The 18461-nt window shown below is 60.7% G+C and carries 15 protein-coding genes and 3 tRNA genes; 7 read left to right on the top strand and 11 right to left on the bottom strand.

The window, feature by feature from the left end; all coding sequences use genetic code 11:
* Positions 1-36: 36 nt before the first annotated feature.
* The 3 genes from ntrC to dusB are packed head-to-tail and all read right to left on the bottom strand — an operon-like array spanning position 37 to position 3755.
* Positions 37-1512, bottom strand: coding sequence for a nitrogen regulation protein NR(I) (ntrC, locus tag V9T28_RS08255; RefSeq protein WP_116398524.1), 1476 nt, complete (start codon positions 1510-1512; stop codon positions 37-39).
* 15 nt (positions 1513-1527) lie between these two features.
* A complete protein-coding gene (locus V9T28_RS08250) occupies positions 1528-2715 on the bottom strand; it encodes a two-component system sensor histidine kinase NtrB (protein WP_116398523.1) in 1188 nt (395 codons plus the stop codon).
* The gene (dusB, locus tag V9T28_RS08245) at positions 2712-3755 is read right to left on the bottom strand and encodes a tRNA dihydrouridine synthase DusB (protein WP_116398522.1); all 1044 of its coding nucleotides are present in this window, start codon (positions 3753-3755) and stop codon (positions 2712-2714) included. The genes V9T28_RS08250 and dusB overlap by 4 nt, the downstream gene beginning before the upstream one ends.
* Positions 3756-3858: 103 nt before the next feature.
* Between dusB and V9T28_RS08240 the strand changes: the two genes are divergently transcribed.
* Positions 3859-5046 carry a bifunctional 2-C-methyl-D-erythritol 4-phosphate cytidylyltransferase/2-C-methyl-D-erythritol 2,4-cyclodiphosphate synthase gene (locus V9T28_RS08240; RefSeq protein ID WP_116398521.1) on the top strand — a complete coding sequence of 396 codons (1188 nt, stop codon included), beginning with the start codon at positions 3859-3861 and terminating at the stop codon, positions 5044-5046.
* Between the two features lie 123 nt (positions 5047-5169).
* Positions 5170-5259 (top strand) — tRNA-Ser (locus V9T28_RS08235).
* Positions 5260-6153: 894 nt separating this feature from the next.
* On the opposite strand, the gene V9T28_RS08230 is transcribed toward V9T28_RS08235, so the two are convergent.
* On the bottom strand, positions 6154-6795 hold the full coding sequence (locus V9T28_RS08230; protein WP_116398520.1) for an HD domain-containing protein: 642 nt from the start codon (positions 6793-6795) through the stop codon (positions 6154-6156).
* 89 nt (positions 6796-6884) lie between these two features.
* Here V9T28_RS08230 and V9T28_RS08225 point away from each other — a divergent pair, with 89 nt between their 5' ends.
* The 3 genes from V9T28_RS08225 (at position 6885) to V9T28_RS08215 (ending at position 10386) form a co-directional block, all read left to right on the top strand.
* Positions 6885-7889 carry a GlxA family transcriptional regulator gene (locus V9T28_RS08225; RefSeq protein WP_116398519.1) on the top strand — a complete coding sequence of 335 codons (1005 nt, stop codon included), beginning with the start codon at positions 6885-6887 and terminating at the stop codon, positions 7887-7889.
* 103 nt (positions 7890-7992) lie between these two features.
* Complete coding sequence (locus V9T28_RS08220) at positions 7993-9036, top strand: isopenicillin N synthase family dioxygenase (protein WP_116398518.1); 1044 nt, start codon at positions 7993-7995, stop codon at positions 9034-9036.
* 21 nt (positions 9037-9057) lie between these two features.
* On the top strand, positions 9058-10386 hold the full coding sequence (locus V9T28_RS08215; protein ID WP_116398517.1) for an O-acetylhomoserine aminocarboxypropyltransferase/cysteine synthase family protein: 1329 nt from the start codon (positions 9058-9060) through the stop codon (positions 10384-10386).
* A 62-nt stretch (positions 10387-10448) separates the two neighbouring features.
* Here V9T28_RS08215 and V9T28_RS08210 read toward each other — a convergent pair whose 3' ends face one another.
* On the bottom strand, positions 10449-11804 hold the full coding sequence (locus tag V9T28_RS08210; protein WP_116398516.1) for an NAD(P)/FAD-dependent oxidoreductase: 1356 nt from the start codon (positions 11802-11804) through the stop codon (positions 10449-10451).
* Positions 11805-12632: 828 nt separating this feature from the next.
* A complete protein-coding gene (locus tag V9T28_RS08205) occupies positions 12633-12941 on the bottom strand; it encodes a hypothetical protein (RefSeq protein ID WP_147306359.1) in 309 nt (102 codons plus the stop codon).
* A gap of 601 nt (positions 12942-13542) precedes the next feature.
* On the opposite strand from V9T28_RS08205, the gene V9T28_RS08200 reads away from it, so the two are divergent.
* Both V9T28_RS08200 and V9T28_RS08195 read left to right on the top strand, forming a co-directional pair.
* A complete protein-coding gene (locus V9T28_RS08200) occupies positions 13543-14967 on the top strand; it encodes a porin (RefSeq protein ID WP_339071844.1) in 1425 nt (474 codons plus the stop codon).
* A 257-nt stretch (positions 14968-15224) separates the two neighbouring features.
* Positions 15225-16550, top strand: a complete 1326-nt coding sequence (locus V9T28_RS08195; RefSeq protein WP_116398514.1) for an MFS transporter — start codon at positions 15225-15227, stop codon at positions 16548-16550.
* A 52-nt stretch (positions 16551-16602) separates the two neighbouring features.
* On the opposite strand, the gene V9T28_RS08190 is transcribed toward V9T28_RS08195, so the two are convergent.
* From V9T28_RS08190 to V9T28_RS08170, 5 genes are all read right to left on the bottom strand, one after another.
* Positions 16603-16679 (bottom strand) — tRNA-Arg (locus V9T28_RS08190).
* A 123-nt stretch (positions 16680-16802) separates the two neighbouring features.
* The gene (locus tag V9T28_RS08185) at positions 16803-17105 is read right to left on the bottom strand and encodes an ETC complex I subunit (RefSeq protein WP_116398513.1); all 303 of its coding nucleotides are present in this window, start codon (positions 17103-17105) and stop codon (positions 16803-16805) included.
* Positions 17106-17149: 44 nt separating this feature from the next.
* Positions 17150-17226, bottom strand: a tRNA-Pro gene (locus V9T28_RS08180).
* 80 nt (positions 17227-17306) lie between these two features.
* Positions 17307-17783, bottom strand: coding sequence for a DUF192 domain-containing protein (locus V9T28_RS08175; RefSeq protein WP_445242156.1), 477 nt, complete (start codon positions 17781-17783; stop codon positions 17307-17309).
* A 64-nt stretch (positions 17784-17847) separates the two neighbouring features.
* The gene (locus tag V9T28_RS08170) at positions 17848-18408 is read right to left on the bottom strand and encodes a cold-shock protein (protein ID WP_199500017.1); all 561 of its coding nucleotides are present in this window, start codon (positions 18406-18408) and stop codon (positions 17848-17850) included.
* Positions 18409-18461 lie beyond the last annotated feature (53 nt).

The following is an 18461-nucleotide window of genomic DNA, read 5'->3' as shown; positions in this document are numbered from 1 at the left end:
AAATAAATCCCAAACTAAAGCATTGCCTCGATTACGTCACCGCGGCGAGCGCATCAAACGTATGTCCAAATCGCGGACCTTCTTGCGCAGCGTGTTGCGGTTGAGCCCGAGCAGTTCCGCCGCCTTGATCTGATTGCCACGTGTCACGGCCAAGGCCGCGGTGATGAGCGGCCCTTCCACTTCGCGAAACACCCGGTGATACAGGCCTGGAGGCGGCAAGTTATCGCCGTGACTTCGGAAGATCTGTGCCAGGTGACGCTCGACCGAAAGCGTAAAGCTCTTGGCATCATCGAGACTATTCGGCTCAACCGGCGTTGAACTGATGGTGGCCCCTGGCGTGACCGCACTCGGGCCTTCCGTCACCAATTCGGATTCGACCAATTGCTGGCTGACCAATTCCTGTGGATAGAGGGCAGCGAGACGTCGGATCAGGTTTTCCAGTTCGCGAATGTTGCCCGGCCAATTGTAGCGCTTCAGTCCGTCAAGGGCGGCGCCGTCCATCTGTTTGTGCGGCAAGCCTTCCGCGGCCGCGCGAGCAAAGAAATGGCGTACGAGATCGGGAATATCTTCGAGCCGCTCGCGCAAGGGCGGGAGCCGCAGCGGCACGACGTTCAGTCGGAAGAACAGATCTTCGCGGAACAGTCCTTGCGCGATGGAAATGCGCAGATCCTTGTTGGTCGCGGCGACGATCCGGACATTGGTCTTGATCGGCGTGCGCCCGCCGACGGTCGTATATTCGCCCTGTTGCAGCACGCGCAGCAGGCGCGTCTGTGCTTCCATCGGCATGTCGCCGATTTCATCGAGAAACAAGGTGCCGCCCTCGGCCTGCTCGAAGCGTCCCGACGAACGGGCATTGGCGCCGGTGAAGGCCCCTTTTTCGTGACCGAACAATTCGCTTTCGATCAGATCGCGTGGGATCGCCGCCATATTGATCGCGACGAACGGGCCGTTGCGGCGCTTGCCGTAATCGTGCAGGGCGCGGGCGACCAGTTCCTTGCCGGTTCCCGACTCGCCGGTGATCATGACGGTCAAATCGGTCTGCATCAGGCGGGCAAGCGCCCGGTAAATCTCCTGCATCGCCGGCGAGCGGCCGACCAGCGGCATCCCCTCGGTTTCCTCCGGGCGCGGCTCGTCGCGGCGGCTCTTCGGCTGGCTCAGCGCCCGCCCGACGATCGCGACCAATTCCTTGAGATCGAAGGGCTTGGGCAAATAATCATAGGCGCCGCGCTCGGACGCCCTGATCGCGGTCATGAACGTATTTTGCGCGCTCATGACGATGATCGGGAGATCCGGCCGCAGCTTCTTGATCCGCGGCAAGAGCTCGAAGGCATTCTCATCCGGCATCACCACGTCCGTGATGATCAGATCGCCCTCGCCTGCCTGCACCCAGCGCCACAGATTGGCCGCCGTACCAGTGGTGCGCACATCATATCCCGCCCGCGCCAAAGCCTGGCTCACCACGGTACGAATGGCTGAATCATCGTCCGCTACGAGGATATTGCCGCCTGTCATCCTAAAACCCTGCTTTCAATCCGTTTCGTTGGGGCCGGTCTGGCCCGAACGCCCGTCGCGCGGCGCATACATCGGCATGAGCACGCGAAACGAGGTGCGCCGCGCCGTCGACTCGCATTCGACGATCCCACCGTGATCGCCGACAATCTTCGCTACCAGTGCAAGACCGAGGCCAGTTCCAGAGGACTTGGTCGAGATGAAGGGATCGAACAGCAGCGGCAGCAAATCGGCCGGTACGCCCGGGCCGTTATCGCGGACGCAAAATTCCAGGGGCAGGCTGACCGGATTGGCCGCACCGGGGACCCGCAGGCGAACGCCCGGCTTGAAGGCCGTCGAGAGCTCGATCTCGCCATCCATCCTGTCTGGACCGATGGATTCTGCCGCATTTTTAATCAGATTGAGGAAAATTTGAACAAGCTGGTCCCGATTGGCGAAGACCGGCGGCAGCGAGGGATCGTAAACCTCGTGAAAGCGGATATGCCGGCCGAAGCCCGCCTGGGCAACGCGTTTGACGTGGTCGAGCACCGTATGAATGTTCACGCTCGCCCGCTTGATCGGCCGATCGTCGGAAAAGGCGTTCATGGAATCGACCAGCTTCACGATCCGGTCGGTCTCCTCGCAGATCAATTGCGTGAAGGCGCGATCTTCGTCGCCGACCGAGCTTTCCAGCAATTGCGCTGCGCCGCGAATACCGGACAGTGGATTCTTGATTTCATGCGCCAGCATCGATGCGAGCGCGGACACCGAGCGGGCGGCACCGCGATGGTTCATCTGGCGATCCATCTTGTCGGCGATCGTACGCTCCATCAGCATCAAGGCGACGACGCCGTCCCCGCTTTCAAACATCGGCGCGGCGTGGATGTCGACGATCCGGGCAAGGCCGATCCGCGGCGTACCCAGATTGACCCGATATTCATTGACCGGCGCCCCGCGCTCGCGCACCTGGTCGAGCAGCGCAAGCAGCGGCGAGCCGAACGGCAGGAGATCGCCCAAATGATGCCGGGCGAGCACCGCCTGGCTCGCTTCGAAGAAATTCTCCGCCGCCGCATTGGCTTCCAAAATGGCGCCGTCCTTGGCGATCGAAAGCATCGGATGGGGCAACGCATTGAGAATGCGCTGGGCATGCACGGCCTTTTGCCGTTCGGGCCGGTCGAACTCGACGAGGGGCCGGGCATTTTTCAGATTTGTCTCGCGATAGGTCATGCCGCCTCCCGCAGTGGCGCGGCATCGTCCATGTCGCCGAGCTGCCGCAGCAGCCGCCGCACGTGCGCCGGAGATTGGGAGGTCACAAGTTCGCCGCGCAAAGCCGTAAATTCGGCGTGATCCGCGGCCCGCGATTTTTCGGCATAGCCGACAAGATGTTTGCGGGCGTGACGCAAGCCTTGCGCTTCGCCGAAAAGGTCGAGCAACGTGTCATAATGCTCGACGGCTGCGCCGAAGCGCGCGGCAGCGGACAATTGCGCTCTTTGCCGGCCGGTGCGCAAGGCATGCGCGATGTCGCCGACCAGCCACGGCTGGCCCACGGCCGCACGGCCAACCATCACCGCATCGGCGCCGGACAGGCGCAACATGTTCGCCGCATCATCCGCCGTCTCGCAATCGCCGTTGGCGACGAGCGGCACGCGCATCGCGTCACGCACGGCGCGGATCGCCGCCCAATCCGCTCCGCCTTTGTAGAACTGACAGCGGGTGCGGCCATGAACGGTGATGAGCTGCACGCCGGCCACTTCGGCGCGGCGCGCGAGTTCCGGCGCGTTGCGCCAGCGGTCGTCCCAACCGAGGCGCATTTTCAACGTCACCGGAATCTTGACCGCCGCGACGGTCGCCTCGATCAGCGCGAGCGCGTGATCGAGATCGCGCATCAACGCCGAACCGGCATAACCACCCGTCACCTTTTTCGCGGGGCAGCCCATGTTGATATCGACGATCGCCGCGCCGGAATGTTCGGCCAGCTTGGCCGCCTCGGCCATCCAATGCGGATCGCGGCCGGCGATCTGCACGACATGGGGTGCAACCCCTGCCCCTTCGGCGCGAATCCGGCTTTCCTCTTCGCCGCGCACGTAATCGTCGCTGGCGACCATTTCGGAGACGACGAGGGAAGCGCCGAACCGCATGGCGAGGCGGCGCATCCCGACGTCGGTCACACCCGACATCGGTGCCAGAATCGCCCGCCCGCTCAGCGTCACTGGCCCGATCGTCAGCGGCGGCAAATCATTGCCTAATTCATGTTCATTTTTATGCATGCCTACAATATAGACAATTTGTGCGCTGCGGCAAGCAATCTGCTTTGCCCGATCGACGCCGCCTGTTAGATGCGCTTCATCCGTATTTCAGACAGGATTTTCGATGACCGCGCCGCACCGTTTCATTCTCGTCGTCGCCGCCGGACGGGGCATGCGCGCAGGCGCAGGCGTGCCGAAACAATATCGCGCACTCGGCGGCGACATGGTTCTGGCCCGCACGTTGCGGACCTGCATAGAGGCGGGCCGCGTTTTGGCGGTGATCCACCCGGACGATGCGGCTCTCTTTGCCGAAGCGCAACGGAGCGCGGCTGCGGATTCGTGCTTACCGCCCGCCTTCGGCGCCGAGACCCGGCAGGCGAGCGTTCATGCCGGGCTCGAGGCTTTGGCCAGCCATGGTGCGAATGAGCACGCACTGGTCGCCATCCACGATGCCGCCCGCCCCTTTGCCGATGCCGCACTATTCGACCGCGCGTTCGAGGAAGCCGCGCGCCATGGCGCCGCCGTGCCCGGCGTGCCGGTGACCGATACGATCAAGCAGATCGACCGCGACGGTTTTGCCGCCGCGACCCACGATCGCGCGATGCTGCGCGCGATTCAAACCCCGCAAGCCTTCCGCTTCGATCTGATCCTCGCGGCGCATCGCCAGGCGGCGCAGGCCGATTTGCGTGCCTTCACCGACGACGCGGCCCTGATGGAATGGGCCGGCCATCGCGTCCATGTTTTTCCCGGAGATCCGAGCAACATGAAACTGACGACGGAAGAGGATTTCGCCGCCGCCGAAACCAGACTGCTGCTGACCTGTCCCGATATTCGCATCGGCCAGGGCTATGACGTTCACGCCTTCGTTCCGGGCGATCACGTCTGGCTCGGCGGCGTGAAAATTCCGCATGACCAAGCCCTGTCCGGCCATTCCGACGCGGACGTGCTGCTGCACGCCCTGACCGACGCCATTCTCGGTGCGCTCGGCGACGGCGACATCGGCCAGCACTTCCCGCCCTCCGATCCGCAGTGGAAAGGCGCCGCCTCGCATTTGTTTTTGCGCGATGCGGTCCGGCGCGTGAAGGCGCGCGGCGGCATCATCGCGCATCTCGACGGGACATTGGTGTGCGAGGCGCCGAAAGTCGGCCCACACCGCGAAGCCATGCGCACCGCGATCGCGGAGATCGCCGGCATCTCCCGCGACCGCGTCGGCGTAAAAGCGACCACATCGGAAAAGCTGGGCTTCACCGGCCGCCGCGAAGGGATCGCCGCCCTCGCCACGGCCACGATCCGCCTGCCTATCGCCCCATGAGAAGGCCCGCGCGGCCGCAAGCCAGCGCGGGGCAAAATATGCGAATTGCCATGTGGCCTTTTCTCGCAAAGTCGATTAGGACAAGCGCCGATCCGGCGTCTAGGGCAATTTTGGGCCCCGTCTGGAAGGGTGGCCGAGTGGTTTAAGGCAACGGTCTTGAAAACCGTCGTGGGGGCAACTCCACCGTGGGTTCGAATCCCACCCCTTCCGCCATAAAATTATCTCAAAGCACTGTAATTAAATGCGAATTTAAGTTAAAATTTAATCCAGTCTACAAATCGAGCATCGATTTCGCGTTGCATCGTGGACCACTCGACGAACCAGGTCCGCGGGTTCAAGTGCGCACCCGGTTTCCTGCCCAGTAGGCGGCACACGATTTTGGGGCCCAGAATGGCCGCGAGGGAGACCTGCCGAGCTGCGGCCGCTCTTTATCGAGACCATGATTTGGCGGACTTGCCCCGGGGCTTTCTCGTCAGTGAATTGCTTGACGTTTGCCCTTCAACCCAACGACACAGCAGCCCCGTCTCGGCCCAGTAGCCCCCTTACCGGCCATGAAAAGGCCGCCACAGCCAGAGCGACGAGTTCCATCATGCTGCGCTCGGGCTTGTGGCCGTGATCTCATTCGCCGCAATGATCCCGTGATCCGGCTCCAGACTCTGGAAGACGAAATCACGATCAGTTGCAAAACATGATGAAGCATCTCGCATAACGCGGCGTCCGCACAGCGCATTCCCGCAATGCGATGACACGCGCGTTGCCAAGCCAGGGAGATTGCCCCCAGCCCGTTGCTCCAGTGGTTGAGCGCGCCCGGCAGAACCACGCCGAAGCATCATTTGGCGCGAATGCAAGAGTTGCAGCTATGACAAGAAGGAAGAAAGGGAACCGTTTCATGACGTTCACCTTGCCGAAATGTGCTGGGCCCGAAGCCGCCGCGACCGCACCACGGTAGCGAAGCTGAAATCAATCGGCAAATCCCCAGAAAGGTTTAATCCGCCCCTCACCCGAGGGCATACAGCCCTCAGATTTTCGGTGGAGACAAGCGGCAGCGTAAGAGACTGCCACCTATCCAGATCCTCAAAAAGCTTTGCTAAGTGGTCGCGACGGCAATCAACCGTGCCAGTGCGATCCTCGGATCACGCTGCAGAAATTACCATGATGAAAGTGCGGTTCTTTATCCGCGATGACATCGGCTTTCACGTTGCCAAACGTCGTATCCGGCTTGTGTTTGATACCGTCGTAGAAGGCCTGAATGATGTCCTCTTTGAATTTCGGCGTGCGCGGGAAGGCTCGCACGACGGCCTCGCGCTCCGCATTCGAATATTCTGGATAGGTCAGGCCGAGAACATCCATCTCGACGCCGGCGGTCACAAGGGCGACGACCGGATGCATATGAACCGGGACGCCGGGTGTCGTGTGGAGCGCGATCGCAGTCCAGACCGTATAAGCGTCTTCTTCCGGGATGCCGTGACTCTTGAGAAAATCACGGGCGGCATGAGCGCCATCAACCTCAAACCGCTCGCTTTGACTGCTGTGGCTCGGCATCAGGCCAATGTCATGAAACATGCAGCCGGCATAGAGCAATTCGCGGTCGAACTTCAGGCCACGATATAGACCCGCCAACGCGCCGAAGTGATAAACCCGGCTCGAGTGGTTGAAGAGCAGCTCGGTTTCGGTGTCTCGGATGAACTCAGTCACAGCGCGGGCCAGCTTGCTGTCGGGAATCCGCGCGCCTTCGATATCTACTGCCATGTCTTATGCCTCCGATCGTTTTGCTGGAAAAGAGCATAAAGTCGGGATATGAATGTCTGCAATCGACGTAATACGCTGAATTAGGACAAATGGCGCGCCAAACTGACTCACGCGCGGCTCGGACCGCCGCCAAGACCATCGCCATTCTCGCTTTGCCGGGCGTCCAGCTTCTCGATGTGGCGGGACCCCTTGACGTGTTTGCCGAAGCCAATGTTCAGGCCAGCCGGCTTGTTTATGAATTGCGGGTCATATCCACTGTCCCGGGCAGCATCCGCTGCTCGTCGGGCGCGCAGCTTTGCCCTGATTTTGTTATCGGTTCCGGCACGACCGACCCGATCGATACATTGCTCGTCGCGGGATGTCCTGACGCTGACGTGGTTGAACCTCCCCAAGCGGCCGTTGACTGGCTGGCTCATACCGCGCCGACGGCGCGTCGGTTTGGCTCCGTATGTGCTGGCGCCTTTGTGCTCGCGGCGACGGGCCTTCTTGATGGCAAGCGCATCACAACCCATTGGGCCGTCGCGCAGAATCTGTCGGACGCATATCCCGCCATCAAGATCGAGGAAGATGCAATCCATGTCCGAGATGGTCAGGTCCGCACAGCGGCGGGCGTCACCGCGGGGCTCGATCTCGCTCTTGCATTGGTGGAAGAAGACCTTGGCCGGGACATTGCGATGCGCGTTGCCGCACAGCTCGTGATGTTTTTCAAACGCCCAGGCGGTCAGATGCAATTCGTCCGCAAGGACGAAGCAGCGGTCGCCGGCCGCTCGGCTCTGCAAGAATTGCAGCGGTGGGTTGTCGCCAATCCATCGTTGGATCACCGCGTGACCAATCTCGCCGAGCGAATGGGAATCAGTTCAAGGCATTTTGCCCGTCTCTTCCGCAAGGAGATTGGTATCACGCCCGCAGGTTGGGTCGAGGCTGCACGGGTCACGGCCGCGCGTCGGCTTCTTGAAACAGGGTGTTATACGCCCAAGCAGGTCGCGGCAGAGTGCGGTTTCACCGATGTCGATATTATGCGGCGGGCATTTGGCCGCCATGTCGGCGTGAGTCCAGCGGAATACAAGAAGCGGTTCGCGGCAGCAATCATTTGATCCATCCAAACCAATCATATCATAAATTCTATAAAAATAATTGACTTATAGAAACGCCCATGCTCGACTTCCTCTCCTGGCGCAATCTGAGAGGAGCCGAGCCATGACCGATGCCCCCGAAACGCTTCCCATTCTGGATTTTCGCCGCTTCGACGGCACCGCTGAGGAGCGCAGGCTTTTTCTCGCGGATCTTCGCGACGCGGCGCGCGGGCCGGGCTTTTTCTACCTGACCGGCCACGGCATTCCGCAAGAGCTGATCGACGACATCCTACGCCTGTCGCGCCGCTTCTTCGATCTGCCGGAGGCCGACAAGCTCGCCATCGAAATGGTGCATTCGCCGCATTTTCGCGGCTACAATCGCGCCGGCTTCGAACATACGCGCGGCAAGCCGGACTGGCGCGAACAGATCGATATCGGTTCGGAGAAGATAGCCCGCCCCACCGACCCGGCGGCGCCGCCGTGGCGCCGCTTGCAAGGTCCGAACCAATGGCCGGCCGCCCTGCCCGAATTGCAGCCCTCCGCGCTGCGCTATTTGAACGAGATCACCCGGCTCGGCATCCGCGTCCTGCAGGCTTTTGCGCTGGCGCTCGGCCAGGATGCCGATGTGTTCGAGCCGATCTATACGCCCAAGCCGAACCAGCTCTTGAAGATCGTGCGTTATCCCGGACGCGAAAAGGCCGCAGGCGACCAGGGCGTCGGCGCCCATAAGGATTCAGGCTTCCTCACGCTGTTGCTGCAGGATGTGCAGGGCGGCCTGCAGGTCGAGGGCGCGCGCGGCTGGATCGATGCGCCGCCGATTCCCGGAACCTTCGTCGTCAATATCGGCGAGATTCTCGAACTTGCTTCCAATGGCTATCTGCGTGCCAATGTCCACCGGGTCGTCTCTCCCCCGGCCGGCACGGACCGGCTCTCCGTTCCTTTCTTCCTCGGCGCGCAGCTCGACGCCGAAGTGCCGCAGCTTGCGCTCTCACCCGAACTTGCGGCCGGCGCGCGCGGCCTGACCCAGGATCCGCTCAATCCGCTCTTTCGCGAAGTGGGCCGCAACTACCTCAAGAGCCGGCTGCGCTCCCATCCCGATGTCGCCCGCCGCCATCACCCAGACCTTGTCGATGCCACCAAAGCGGCCGAACCAGCTTCCGCCTACTGATCCCACACGAGGAGCAAATCCATGACCACGACGTCCCAGCATTTCGAGACTCTCGCCCTCCATGGCGGCACCTATCGCGCCGACCCCGTCACCGGCGCCGTGGCGGTGCCGATCTACCAGACCACCTCGTATCAATTCCAGGACACCGCCCATGCGGCGCGCCTGTTTGCGCTCGAGGAGATCGGCAACATCTACACACGCGTGCAAAATCCGACGACCGACGCGCTTGAACAGCGCATCGCGGCACTCGAAGGCGGAGCTGCGGCGCTCGCCGTCGCCTCCGGCCAAACAGCATCCGCCTACGCCGTCCTCAACCTCACCCAGCCGGGCGACAATATCGTCTCGTCCACCGATCTCTACGGCGGCACGTGGACGCTGTTCGCCCATACGTTGAAGCAATTTGGCGTCGAGGTGCGCTTCGTCGATCCGGCCGACCCGGAGAATTTCCGCCGCGCCAGCGACGACAAGACCCGCGCCTATTATGCGGAGACGCTGCCCAATCCCAAGCTGCAGGTATTGCCGATCCGCGAGGTCGCCGACATTGGTCGTTCGCTCGGCATCCCGCTGATCGTCGACAATACGGCGGCGCCGCTGATTGCCCGCCCGCTGGACCACGGCGCTGCCGTCGTCGTCTATTCCGCCACCAAATATATCGGCGGCCACGGCACCTCGATCGGTGGACTCATCGTCGATGGCGGGAACTTCCCGTGGGAGGAGCATGCGCAGCGCTTCCCGCTCCTCACTGAGCCGGACGAAGCCTATCACGGCGCGATCTGGACAGAAGCCGCCAAGCCGCTCGGCCCGATCGCCTATATCCTGCGGGCACGGGTCAAGCTCTTGCGCGACGTCGGCGCCGCGCTTTCGCCCTTCAATGCGTTTCAATTGCTGCAGGGCCTTGAAACCCTGCCGCTGCGCCTGCGCCAGCACAATGAGAATGCCATTAAGGTTGCGGCGGCGCTTTCGACTCATCCATCAGTGAGCCACGTGATCTTCCCCGGCTTGCAATCCGGCGAAAGCCGCCGCCGCGCCGACACCTATCTCAAGGGCGGGTACGGCGCGTTGGTCGGCTTCGAATTGAAAGGCGGCATCGAGGCCGGCAAGCGCTTCATCGACGCGCTGAAACTCTTGTACCACGTCGCCAATATTGGCGATGCGCGCTCGCTTGCCATCCATCCGGCTTCCACCACCCATCAGCAATTGAGCGCCGAAGAGCAGCTCGCGACTGGCGTGACCCCCGGCTACGTACGCCTCTCCATCGGCCTCGAACATCCGGATGATATCATCGCCGATCTCAGTCAGGCCCTGGCCGCAGCAACGGATGAGCGCGAAAGCGCGAGAAGGGCTGCGTAAACCCGCTCTTGCCGCTCCGGCATCGGACCCGATTTCAGCACCGGATCCGATGCCCTAAATACCTAATGCAGTTTGATTGCCGGGCGGTATTGGCGGGCGAGCAGGCGAGCGATGGTCCCGAGAACGGACCGGCGTCCGCCGTTCACGGCCATTTCATGATTGAGATAGAGCCATCGATACATCAGGCGCGCGATCAAGCCTTCGACGCGAAAATCGCGGCCAACGAATCCCATGAGATTGCCGATCACCTGGTATTTGCTCAATGTGACCAGAGAGCCGAAATCCCGGTATTCGAACGGCTGCAAGGCTCCGCCTTCGAGTTTGATGGGGAGCTGCCGGGCAAGATGGGCGGCCTGCTGATGCGCGGCCTGGGCGCGCGGCGGAACGGGCGCCGCGCTGTCCTTGCGCGGGCATTGCGCGCAATCGCCGATCGCGAAAATATCCGGGTCGCGCGTGGTCTGCAGCGTCTCGGTCACCACGAGCTGATGGTTGCGGTTGGTCTCCAAACCGTCGAAGCGATCGAGACATTCGGCCGCGCGCACGCCCGCCGACCAGACCACGAGATCGGACGCGATGAAGGCGCCGCTTGCCAGGCGCACGCCTTCGGCACTCACTTCGGCCACCCGCTCGCCGGTCCGCACTTCGATCCCCAGTGCTTCCAGCGTTTTCGTCGTCGAGGTCGAAATGACCTCTGGCAAGGCCGGCAGAATCCGCGGGCCAGCTTCGATCAGAACGATCCTTATGTCTTTTTCCGGATTGATCCGATCGAGTCCGAAGCCGACGAGTTCACGCGTGGTCCGGTGCAGCTCCGCGACCAATTCGGTGCCGGTCGCCCCAGCGCCGACCACGACAACGGTCAATTGCCCGGGCCGCAACGGTTCGCTCTGGGTTTGCGCCCGCAAGTAACCGTTGACGAGACGTCTGTGAAAGCGCTTAGCCTGCTCGGGCGTGTCCAAAGGAACCGCATATTCCGCCACGCCAGGCGTGCCGAAATCATTGCTGACGCTGCCGATCGACATCACGAGAACCTCATAAGGCAAAGGCCGCTCCGGTGTGATTTGGCGGCCCTCGTCGTCATAGGTCGCCGCCAATGTTATCTGCTTGACTGTCCGGTCGAGGCCAATGATCTCGCCATACTGAAAACGAAAGCCATACCAGTGGGCGAGCGCGAGATAATCATGTTCGTGCTCGCTCGCGGTGATGCTTCCCGCCGCAACCGAATGCAAAAGCGGTTTCCACAAATGGGTGCGCGTATTGTCGACGAGAGTGATCTTGACCGATGACGAGCGCCGGTAGCGGGCGCTCAATCCCGTCGCAAGTTCGAGCCCGGCAGCACCACCGCCAACGATGACGATGTCTCGCACGGCGGCCTCGGCCGAGAGTGTCGGAACATGAGCGCTTCCGGGGGTAGCATCCATCGGACCACCTCGTAAAATTTTGCGCGTGAGGGACACTTCAGACAAGCGATGCACGGGCACGCCGCACCCGCGTCAATTTCGAATACAAGCTTCGTGCTGTTTATTCAACGTGACCGCCCACCCATAGCATTCGCATTTGGACGTTTCGACGGCTCCCGCACACAACAGGAAGGCCAAGTGGACGGGATCGGGAAATTTGGGGGTCACCTTCGATTCCGCTCTGTTCCAGCGCCCGCTCCACATGAGAAATCACTTTTTTCACGGCTTCCCTACCCGAGCCCTTGCCGGATTTTCACATGCGGTGGCCTGCGAGTGCAGCGGCGAAAAATTTGACAAGTTCGGAAAAAGAACATATAATGAACATTTATTTTGCCAAGGAATTACAAATGCATGAGTCAATGGACGGACGCGCGAGAAGGCTGCCAGACGGAGACAACACATACCGGGGCGGAGACGTTCGAGGGCAGGATCGATCGTGCGAGGGAGCAACAACCATCCGCCTAGTTCAATTTCAAAACCATTGAATATCGGCCGACGGCGCGGCCTGCGTGAGACGATAGCAGGCACATGAAGATTTTCTGGGATCAAACTAATAGGGCGAATATATATTATTATTCAATATGTTACATACGGGTCTGGGCAGAAATGGGGTGTTTCAACGTGGTTTAGGGTAGTCGGCGGTCTGTCTTTGCCCATAAGAATTCTCAAGAATCGCCTCGTTTCAACCTCCCTTCGACGACTGCCAACCTTGGACCGCACGAGTTGAGCGGCAACAGCCATGATGGGAAACTCGGTTCAACGGGGGATGCCGGCAATGCCGCCATGACATTACGGCCGCTTCTCGGCGGGAGCGTCGGCGGAGGAGGCCGAGCTTTCGACCAATTGCCTCCAGACCGCGATATCCTTGACCAGAAACCCGTAATTGGTCTTGGAAATGAGGGATTTTTGCTCGAGCAGGCCGAGCTTGCGCCGCACTGTTTCCTTGGGGATGCCAATAAATTCAGAGACCGACGAAATCGTCATGGGCTGCACGTTCAACAGAGAACTGCTGGACTTTTCGAAGTTCAACACGCCCAAAACCAAGAATACGACGACGTCGACAATGTCTATGTCATATTTCGACTTGATACTGACCATCGTTTTGACAGCCCTCTGCCGCCCAATCGCGAGACGCCGCAGCTCATCAATATCCATTGAGATTGTCCGATCTGTCCGATGGCACTGTTATGAAACGCAAGTTTAGCAAGCCCCCCCAGATCCAGGCATCTTACAATAACGTAATCTATACGCCCGTTTTGGGCATCTCCACCCGATTTATGTATCCGCGCGTCTTCGCCGACCTGTGGCAAATGTAGGGCATCATAAACTCCGCGCCATACTTGTAGACGGCATCGGCCGCAGAAAAGTTAATAATTTCTTTCTGAAATGAGCCGCCATGCTGCTCATATCGCTTGAGAATCGTCCTCGTCTTTGCGCATGACGGCAAAACTGTGACATCGCCGCAACACCGCCTCCAAATAGAATGCCGCCACCCCACTTTGGGCCACCGTCCCCACAATACCGCGACGTTCAGCCATACATAGAATGGGCACATTCGGAATTCGCGGAAGACGTGAAGAGTCGGAAGTGAGTGTCAGGCACCCGCCCTGACGAATGAGAACGAGAACCGGATTCGGCTTTGAGTTGCTGACGTAAGTAAGTCGAGCCCACCAACTATACTCTATCTGGAGGTTACCACATGAAGCTCGTCAAGAGCCTTCTTCTCGCTTCTGCAGCCGGCCTGGCCGCCGCTGCAAGCGCGCAGGCAGCCGATCTTCCCTCGAAGAAAGCTGCTCCTGCTGAATATGTTAAAGTCTGCTCGGCTCACGGCGAGGGCTTCTTCTACATCCCCGGCACCGACACCTGCTTGAAGATCAGCGGTCACGTCCGTCTCGACTATCAGTTCCAGAGCACGGGCAACGTTGCCAACTATCAGCAGTACAGGGCGTTCCAGGCCGCCAATCGCGTCACGCCCGGCTCCGGTAAGCAGTTCAACTATTCCTCGCGCTCGCAGAACCAGACCGGTTTCACGGTCCGTGCTCGTACGCAGTTCGACGCCCGCACGACGACTGCTTATGGCACGCTGCGTTCGTTCGCCAGCCTTGACTGGAAGAGCGTTTCCGGCGCCAACCCGGAAGAGTACGGCAACGGCACGTCGATCGACAAGGCCTTCGTCCAGTGGGCTGGTTTGACGGCAGGTCGCGCGCAGTCGATGTTCGACTACTACGCTGACGCGCTCGGCTACGACGACGTTCGTGGTCCCGACCACACCGTGAACCTGTTGGCCTACACCGCGACCTTCGGTGGTGGCTTCGCAGCGACCCTCTCGCTGGAAGACACCAACCAGACCGGCACGATCGGCAGCTACACCCGCGCTACGACCGCTGGTGGCACCCCAACCATCAACAGCTGGGGCCTCCAGGGCACCCGTCAGCCTGACGTGGTTGCAGCGATCGGCGTCGAGCAGGGTTGGGGCGGCGCGCAATTGTCCGGCCTCTACCACAGCATCAACGTCGAATCCGGCACCGCGATCGCCTCTCGTCATAAGGAAGAAGCTGGCTGGGGTGCAAACGCTGGCGTGCACATCAAGCTGCCGATGATCGCACCGGGCGACGAACTGTGGCTGCAGGCTACCTACACCAAGGGTGACCTCGCTCTCCAGACCCAGGGCTATCCGCGTGGCTGGAACCTGTCGAATCAGTCGGGCGGCATCACCAAGGGTTGGGTCCTGCCTGACTACGACGCCGTTGTCGTCAACGGCAGCGACAAGCTGCCGACGGCTTGGTCCGCGGTTGCAGCCTTCCAGCACAACTGGAATGCGCAGTGGGCGACCCACATCGAGGCAAGCTATCTCAACGTGAAGTATCCCTCCGCTGTGACCCGTGCGGCTGTCAGCTCGCAGCTCGGCGCGAGCAACTGGAACGAATGGCGCGTTGGCCTCGGCACCGATTGGAAGCCGGTTAAGAACCTGCTGATCGGTCTCGAACTGTACTACACCCGCCTCGACCAGAAGGCTCCGCTCAACGCAAACGGCACCGTCTTCACGGGCGCAGGCACGGGCGTTCCGTTCAAGAAGAACATCAACACCTACGAAGGTGTGTTCCGCGTCGAACGCGACTTCTAATCTGACCTGAACGGTCAAAACGAGACCCCGGAACGAAAGTTCCGGGGTTTTTCTTATGCGGCACGGGCGCTCGATGTCTCGTAACGCGCGCTATTCGGCCATCTCCTCCCCGACCGCCGAAGGCCGCTGGAAGATCCTTGTGCTTCGGTAAGCGATAGCACACATGCGTCCAGGGCTGCCCCGCCGCGCGCTGAGCGCACGTTGACATCATCCGGCCCCCTACGGAACATAGTTCAAAGAAAATATCGGGAGGAATCATGGGCGCCGGAACCGGAACGGCGCGGCTGCGCCGCATTCAAATAACGACCCTCGCCCTGCTGGTTGCGACCGGCATGTTGAATTACATCGACCGGGCGACACTTTCGGTCGCCAATCCCTTGATTCGCTCCGATCTTGGTCTCGATGTCGCGGACATGGGCCTCCTACTCTCGGCCTTTCTGTGGCCCTATGCTTTCGCCCAGTTACCTGCCGGCGCACTGATCGACATTCTGCGGCCGCGCCTGACGCTCACCGCCGGCGTGTTCTGCTGGTCCATTGCGCAGGTCCTCGGCGGATTGGTGACGGGCTTTTACCAATTCATCGGCGCCCGGGCTCTGCTCGGCCTCGGTGAAGCACCCAACTATCCCGTTTGCGCCCGCATCACCCGCGACTGGTTCAACGTGCGCCAACGCGGAACGGCGACGGGCATCTGGAACTCTTCCTCCACCCTCGGCACCGCCGTTTCGATCCCCCTGCTGACCGGCATCATGCTTATCACCGGCTGGCGCTGGATGTTCATTATCATGGGCGCCGTCGGCATCGTGCTGTCGCTCTTGTTCTACATCACTTACCGCAACGTTCAGGAAGCGGATCTCACGGCAGACGAACTTGCGTTTCTTGGCGTCGGCAACAGCCAGAAAACCGCCGCCAAAGTGACCTTCAACAACTGGCGCCAACTCTTTGCCTATCGCACCACCTGGGGCGTGGTCGGCGGCTTTTTCGGCTGCGTCTACGGCACTTGGCTGTATACGGCCTGGTTGCCGGGCTATTTGGAAATCGATCGACATTTCACCATCGCCAAAACCGGCTGGGTCGGCGCGATTCCTTATGCGTTCGGTGTGGTTGGCAGTGGCTTTGGCGGCTGGCTGGTCGATTTTCTCGCCAGGCATGGCGTCGCTCCCGTCAAGGCGCGCAAATATTCTATGACCGCGGCGCTCATTCTGACGGCCCTTTTCACCACGATCGCCGCCGAAACGCCGAACGACACACTGGCCATCGCCTGCATCTCCGTGTCGCTCTTCATGCTTTATGTGTGCAGCACGGCGACCTGGGCCATGGCACCAGTCGTGGCACCTGCGGCCCTCACGGCCTCTCTCGGCGCCATTCAAAACTGCGGCGGTTATATCGGCGGTGCTTTAGCCCCCACGATCACGGGATTCATCCAGAGAGCCTATGGGTCCTTCACCCCCGCTTTGCTGGTCGCGGCCGGCATCATGGTTACGGCTGCGGTCATATGCTTCGTGCTGGTCACCGGCCCGATTCCCGACGTGCAAGAGGCGGCCGATGAGAGCCGCAACGACACCCCGGCGCCGACGCTTATATGAAATATTTTCAATAATTTATGGGTTTTCTCGAATGACGCCCCGTAGGAGCGAGTGGCGACCCCGACAGGATTCGAACCTGTGACCTGCCGCTTAGAAGGCGGCTGCTCTATCCAACTGAGCTACGGGGCCGTGCGAAAGCAGAGGGCCATGCTAACAACCATCCTAATGCGCAGTCCGACCTGGCCACGCTAGCATAGACACTTTCACACTAGCGTGGGGATTTTAAGAAAGTGCGACGAATGGAGTTCGTCTTCAATGCGTCCAGGGCGCCGCGCGGCTCATTTTGAAATTGTCCGAATAGGACACGACCGGGCGCAGCACCGGCTTCGGCTCCTCGACGCGATAGGTGAGCCCGTTCCTTTGGGCATAGGCGATGGCGTCGTCCTTTGTGGCGAAGGCCAGTCTGATCTGCTGGCGCATGTCGCTCGAGCTGGTCCAGCCCGTGAGCGGATCGGCCGTGGGGGCACTTTCCGGCTCGAAGTCGAGACGCCATTCCAAATCGGCTTGGCCGGATTGCGTGGCGGATTTGGCAGGGCGATAAATGCGTGCGGTCATGGTCGAGAGCCGGTGGTTTAGGGTCGCATTTGGCGGGCTGACAATGGTCGGAGTAGCAGGATTCGAACCTGCGGCCTGAAGTACCCAAAACTTCCGCGCTACCAGACTGCGCTATACTCCGTCACCGGCGGTCGCCATTGCGATCATTCTGCTAGCATCGCGAGGACGTTAAAACAAGTCTGCACGGATATGAAAAACTGATCACTTTCCGAAAATCGGATGCTGCACCATATCGCCGATTTTGATGCCCAGCCGCGACGCCGTCCCGCCGTTCACTTCCAGAACCCCCAGTACCTTGCCTTCCGAGGGAATCACATCTTCCGACATTGGCTCGGTATTCTGGGCGATGTTGATAATGTGCCCGTCCTTGGCGATGAACAGCATATCGAGCGGCAGATAGGTATTCTTCATCCAGAATCCGACCTCCTGCTCGGCGTTGAAATCGAACAGCATGCCGCGGTCGGCCGCGAGATAGCGGCGAAACATCAATCCCTTTTGATGCTCGGCATCGGTGCGCATCACCTCGACCGAGAAATCCTTGGGGCCAGCCGCAGTCACGATCGTGAGCTTCTCGAACTGCCCCTCGCCCGCTGCCACGGGTACGACCCAAACCAGCGCGGCGGCCAGAAAGAGCATTTTCAGAAGCGCGCTCACGCGCCAGGATCGGAAAAACTGCATCGTCATCACCCAAAACAAAACGGCGGCTAAAGCTGCCGCCGAATCAGACCGGAATTGTGTCAGCTTAGTGCGCCAGCGGCACGCCGCCCTCCAGCGGTCGCACCTCTGCGGCCATCAGCCCCTTCGGCCCATCGCCGTAGCGCACGAGAACGGAATCGCCGGGACGCAAGTCAGCAATGCCGTAGCGCCGCAGCGTCTCCATATGGACGAAAATATCGGCGGTCCCTTCGCCACGGGTGAGAAACCCAAAGCCCTTCACCCGATTGAACCATTTGGCGACCGCAATCTCGAAACCGCCGATCGGCGTCACTTGCACATGGGTACGCGCCAGCGGTTGTTGCGACGGGTGCACCGCCGTCGTTTCGTCCATAGACAGGATGCGCAGCACCTGCATGCCTTTAGCGCGCGGCAACGCCTCGCATACCACGCGCGTTCCCTCGTGCGCCGTTACAAATCCATCGCGCCGGAGCACGGTCACATGCAAGAGAACATCGGGCGCACCATTGTCTGGAACGATGAAACCGTAGCCTTTGGAAACATCAAACCACTTGATGCGGCCAACCACTTCAACCAAATCGACGGCGGGTTGCTCGGCGCCTTTCACCGGTCCCTTGTCGGTATGAATAAGACCAAGATCTTTACTACCCACTGGATTGGCCCCCAAATCCGAAAGACCTG

The sequence above is a fragment of the Methylovirgula sp. 4M-Z18 genome (genome assembly GCF_037890675.1).
Classification (GTDB): domain Bacteria; phylum Pseudomonadota; class Alphaproteobacteria; order Rhizobiales; family Beijerinckiaceae; genus 4M-Z18.
This window is presented reverse-complemented; position numbering and strand designations above follow the sequence as displayed.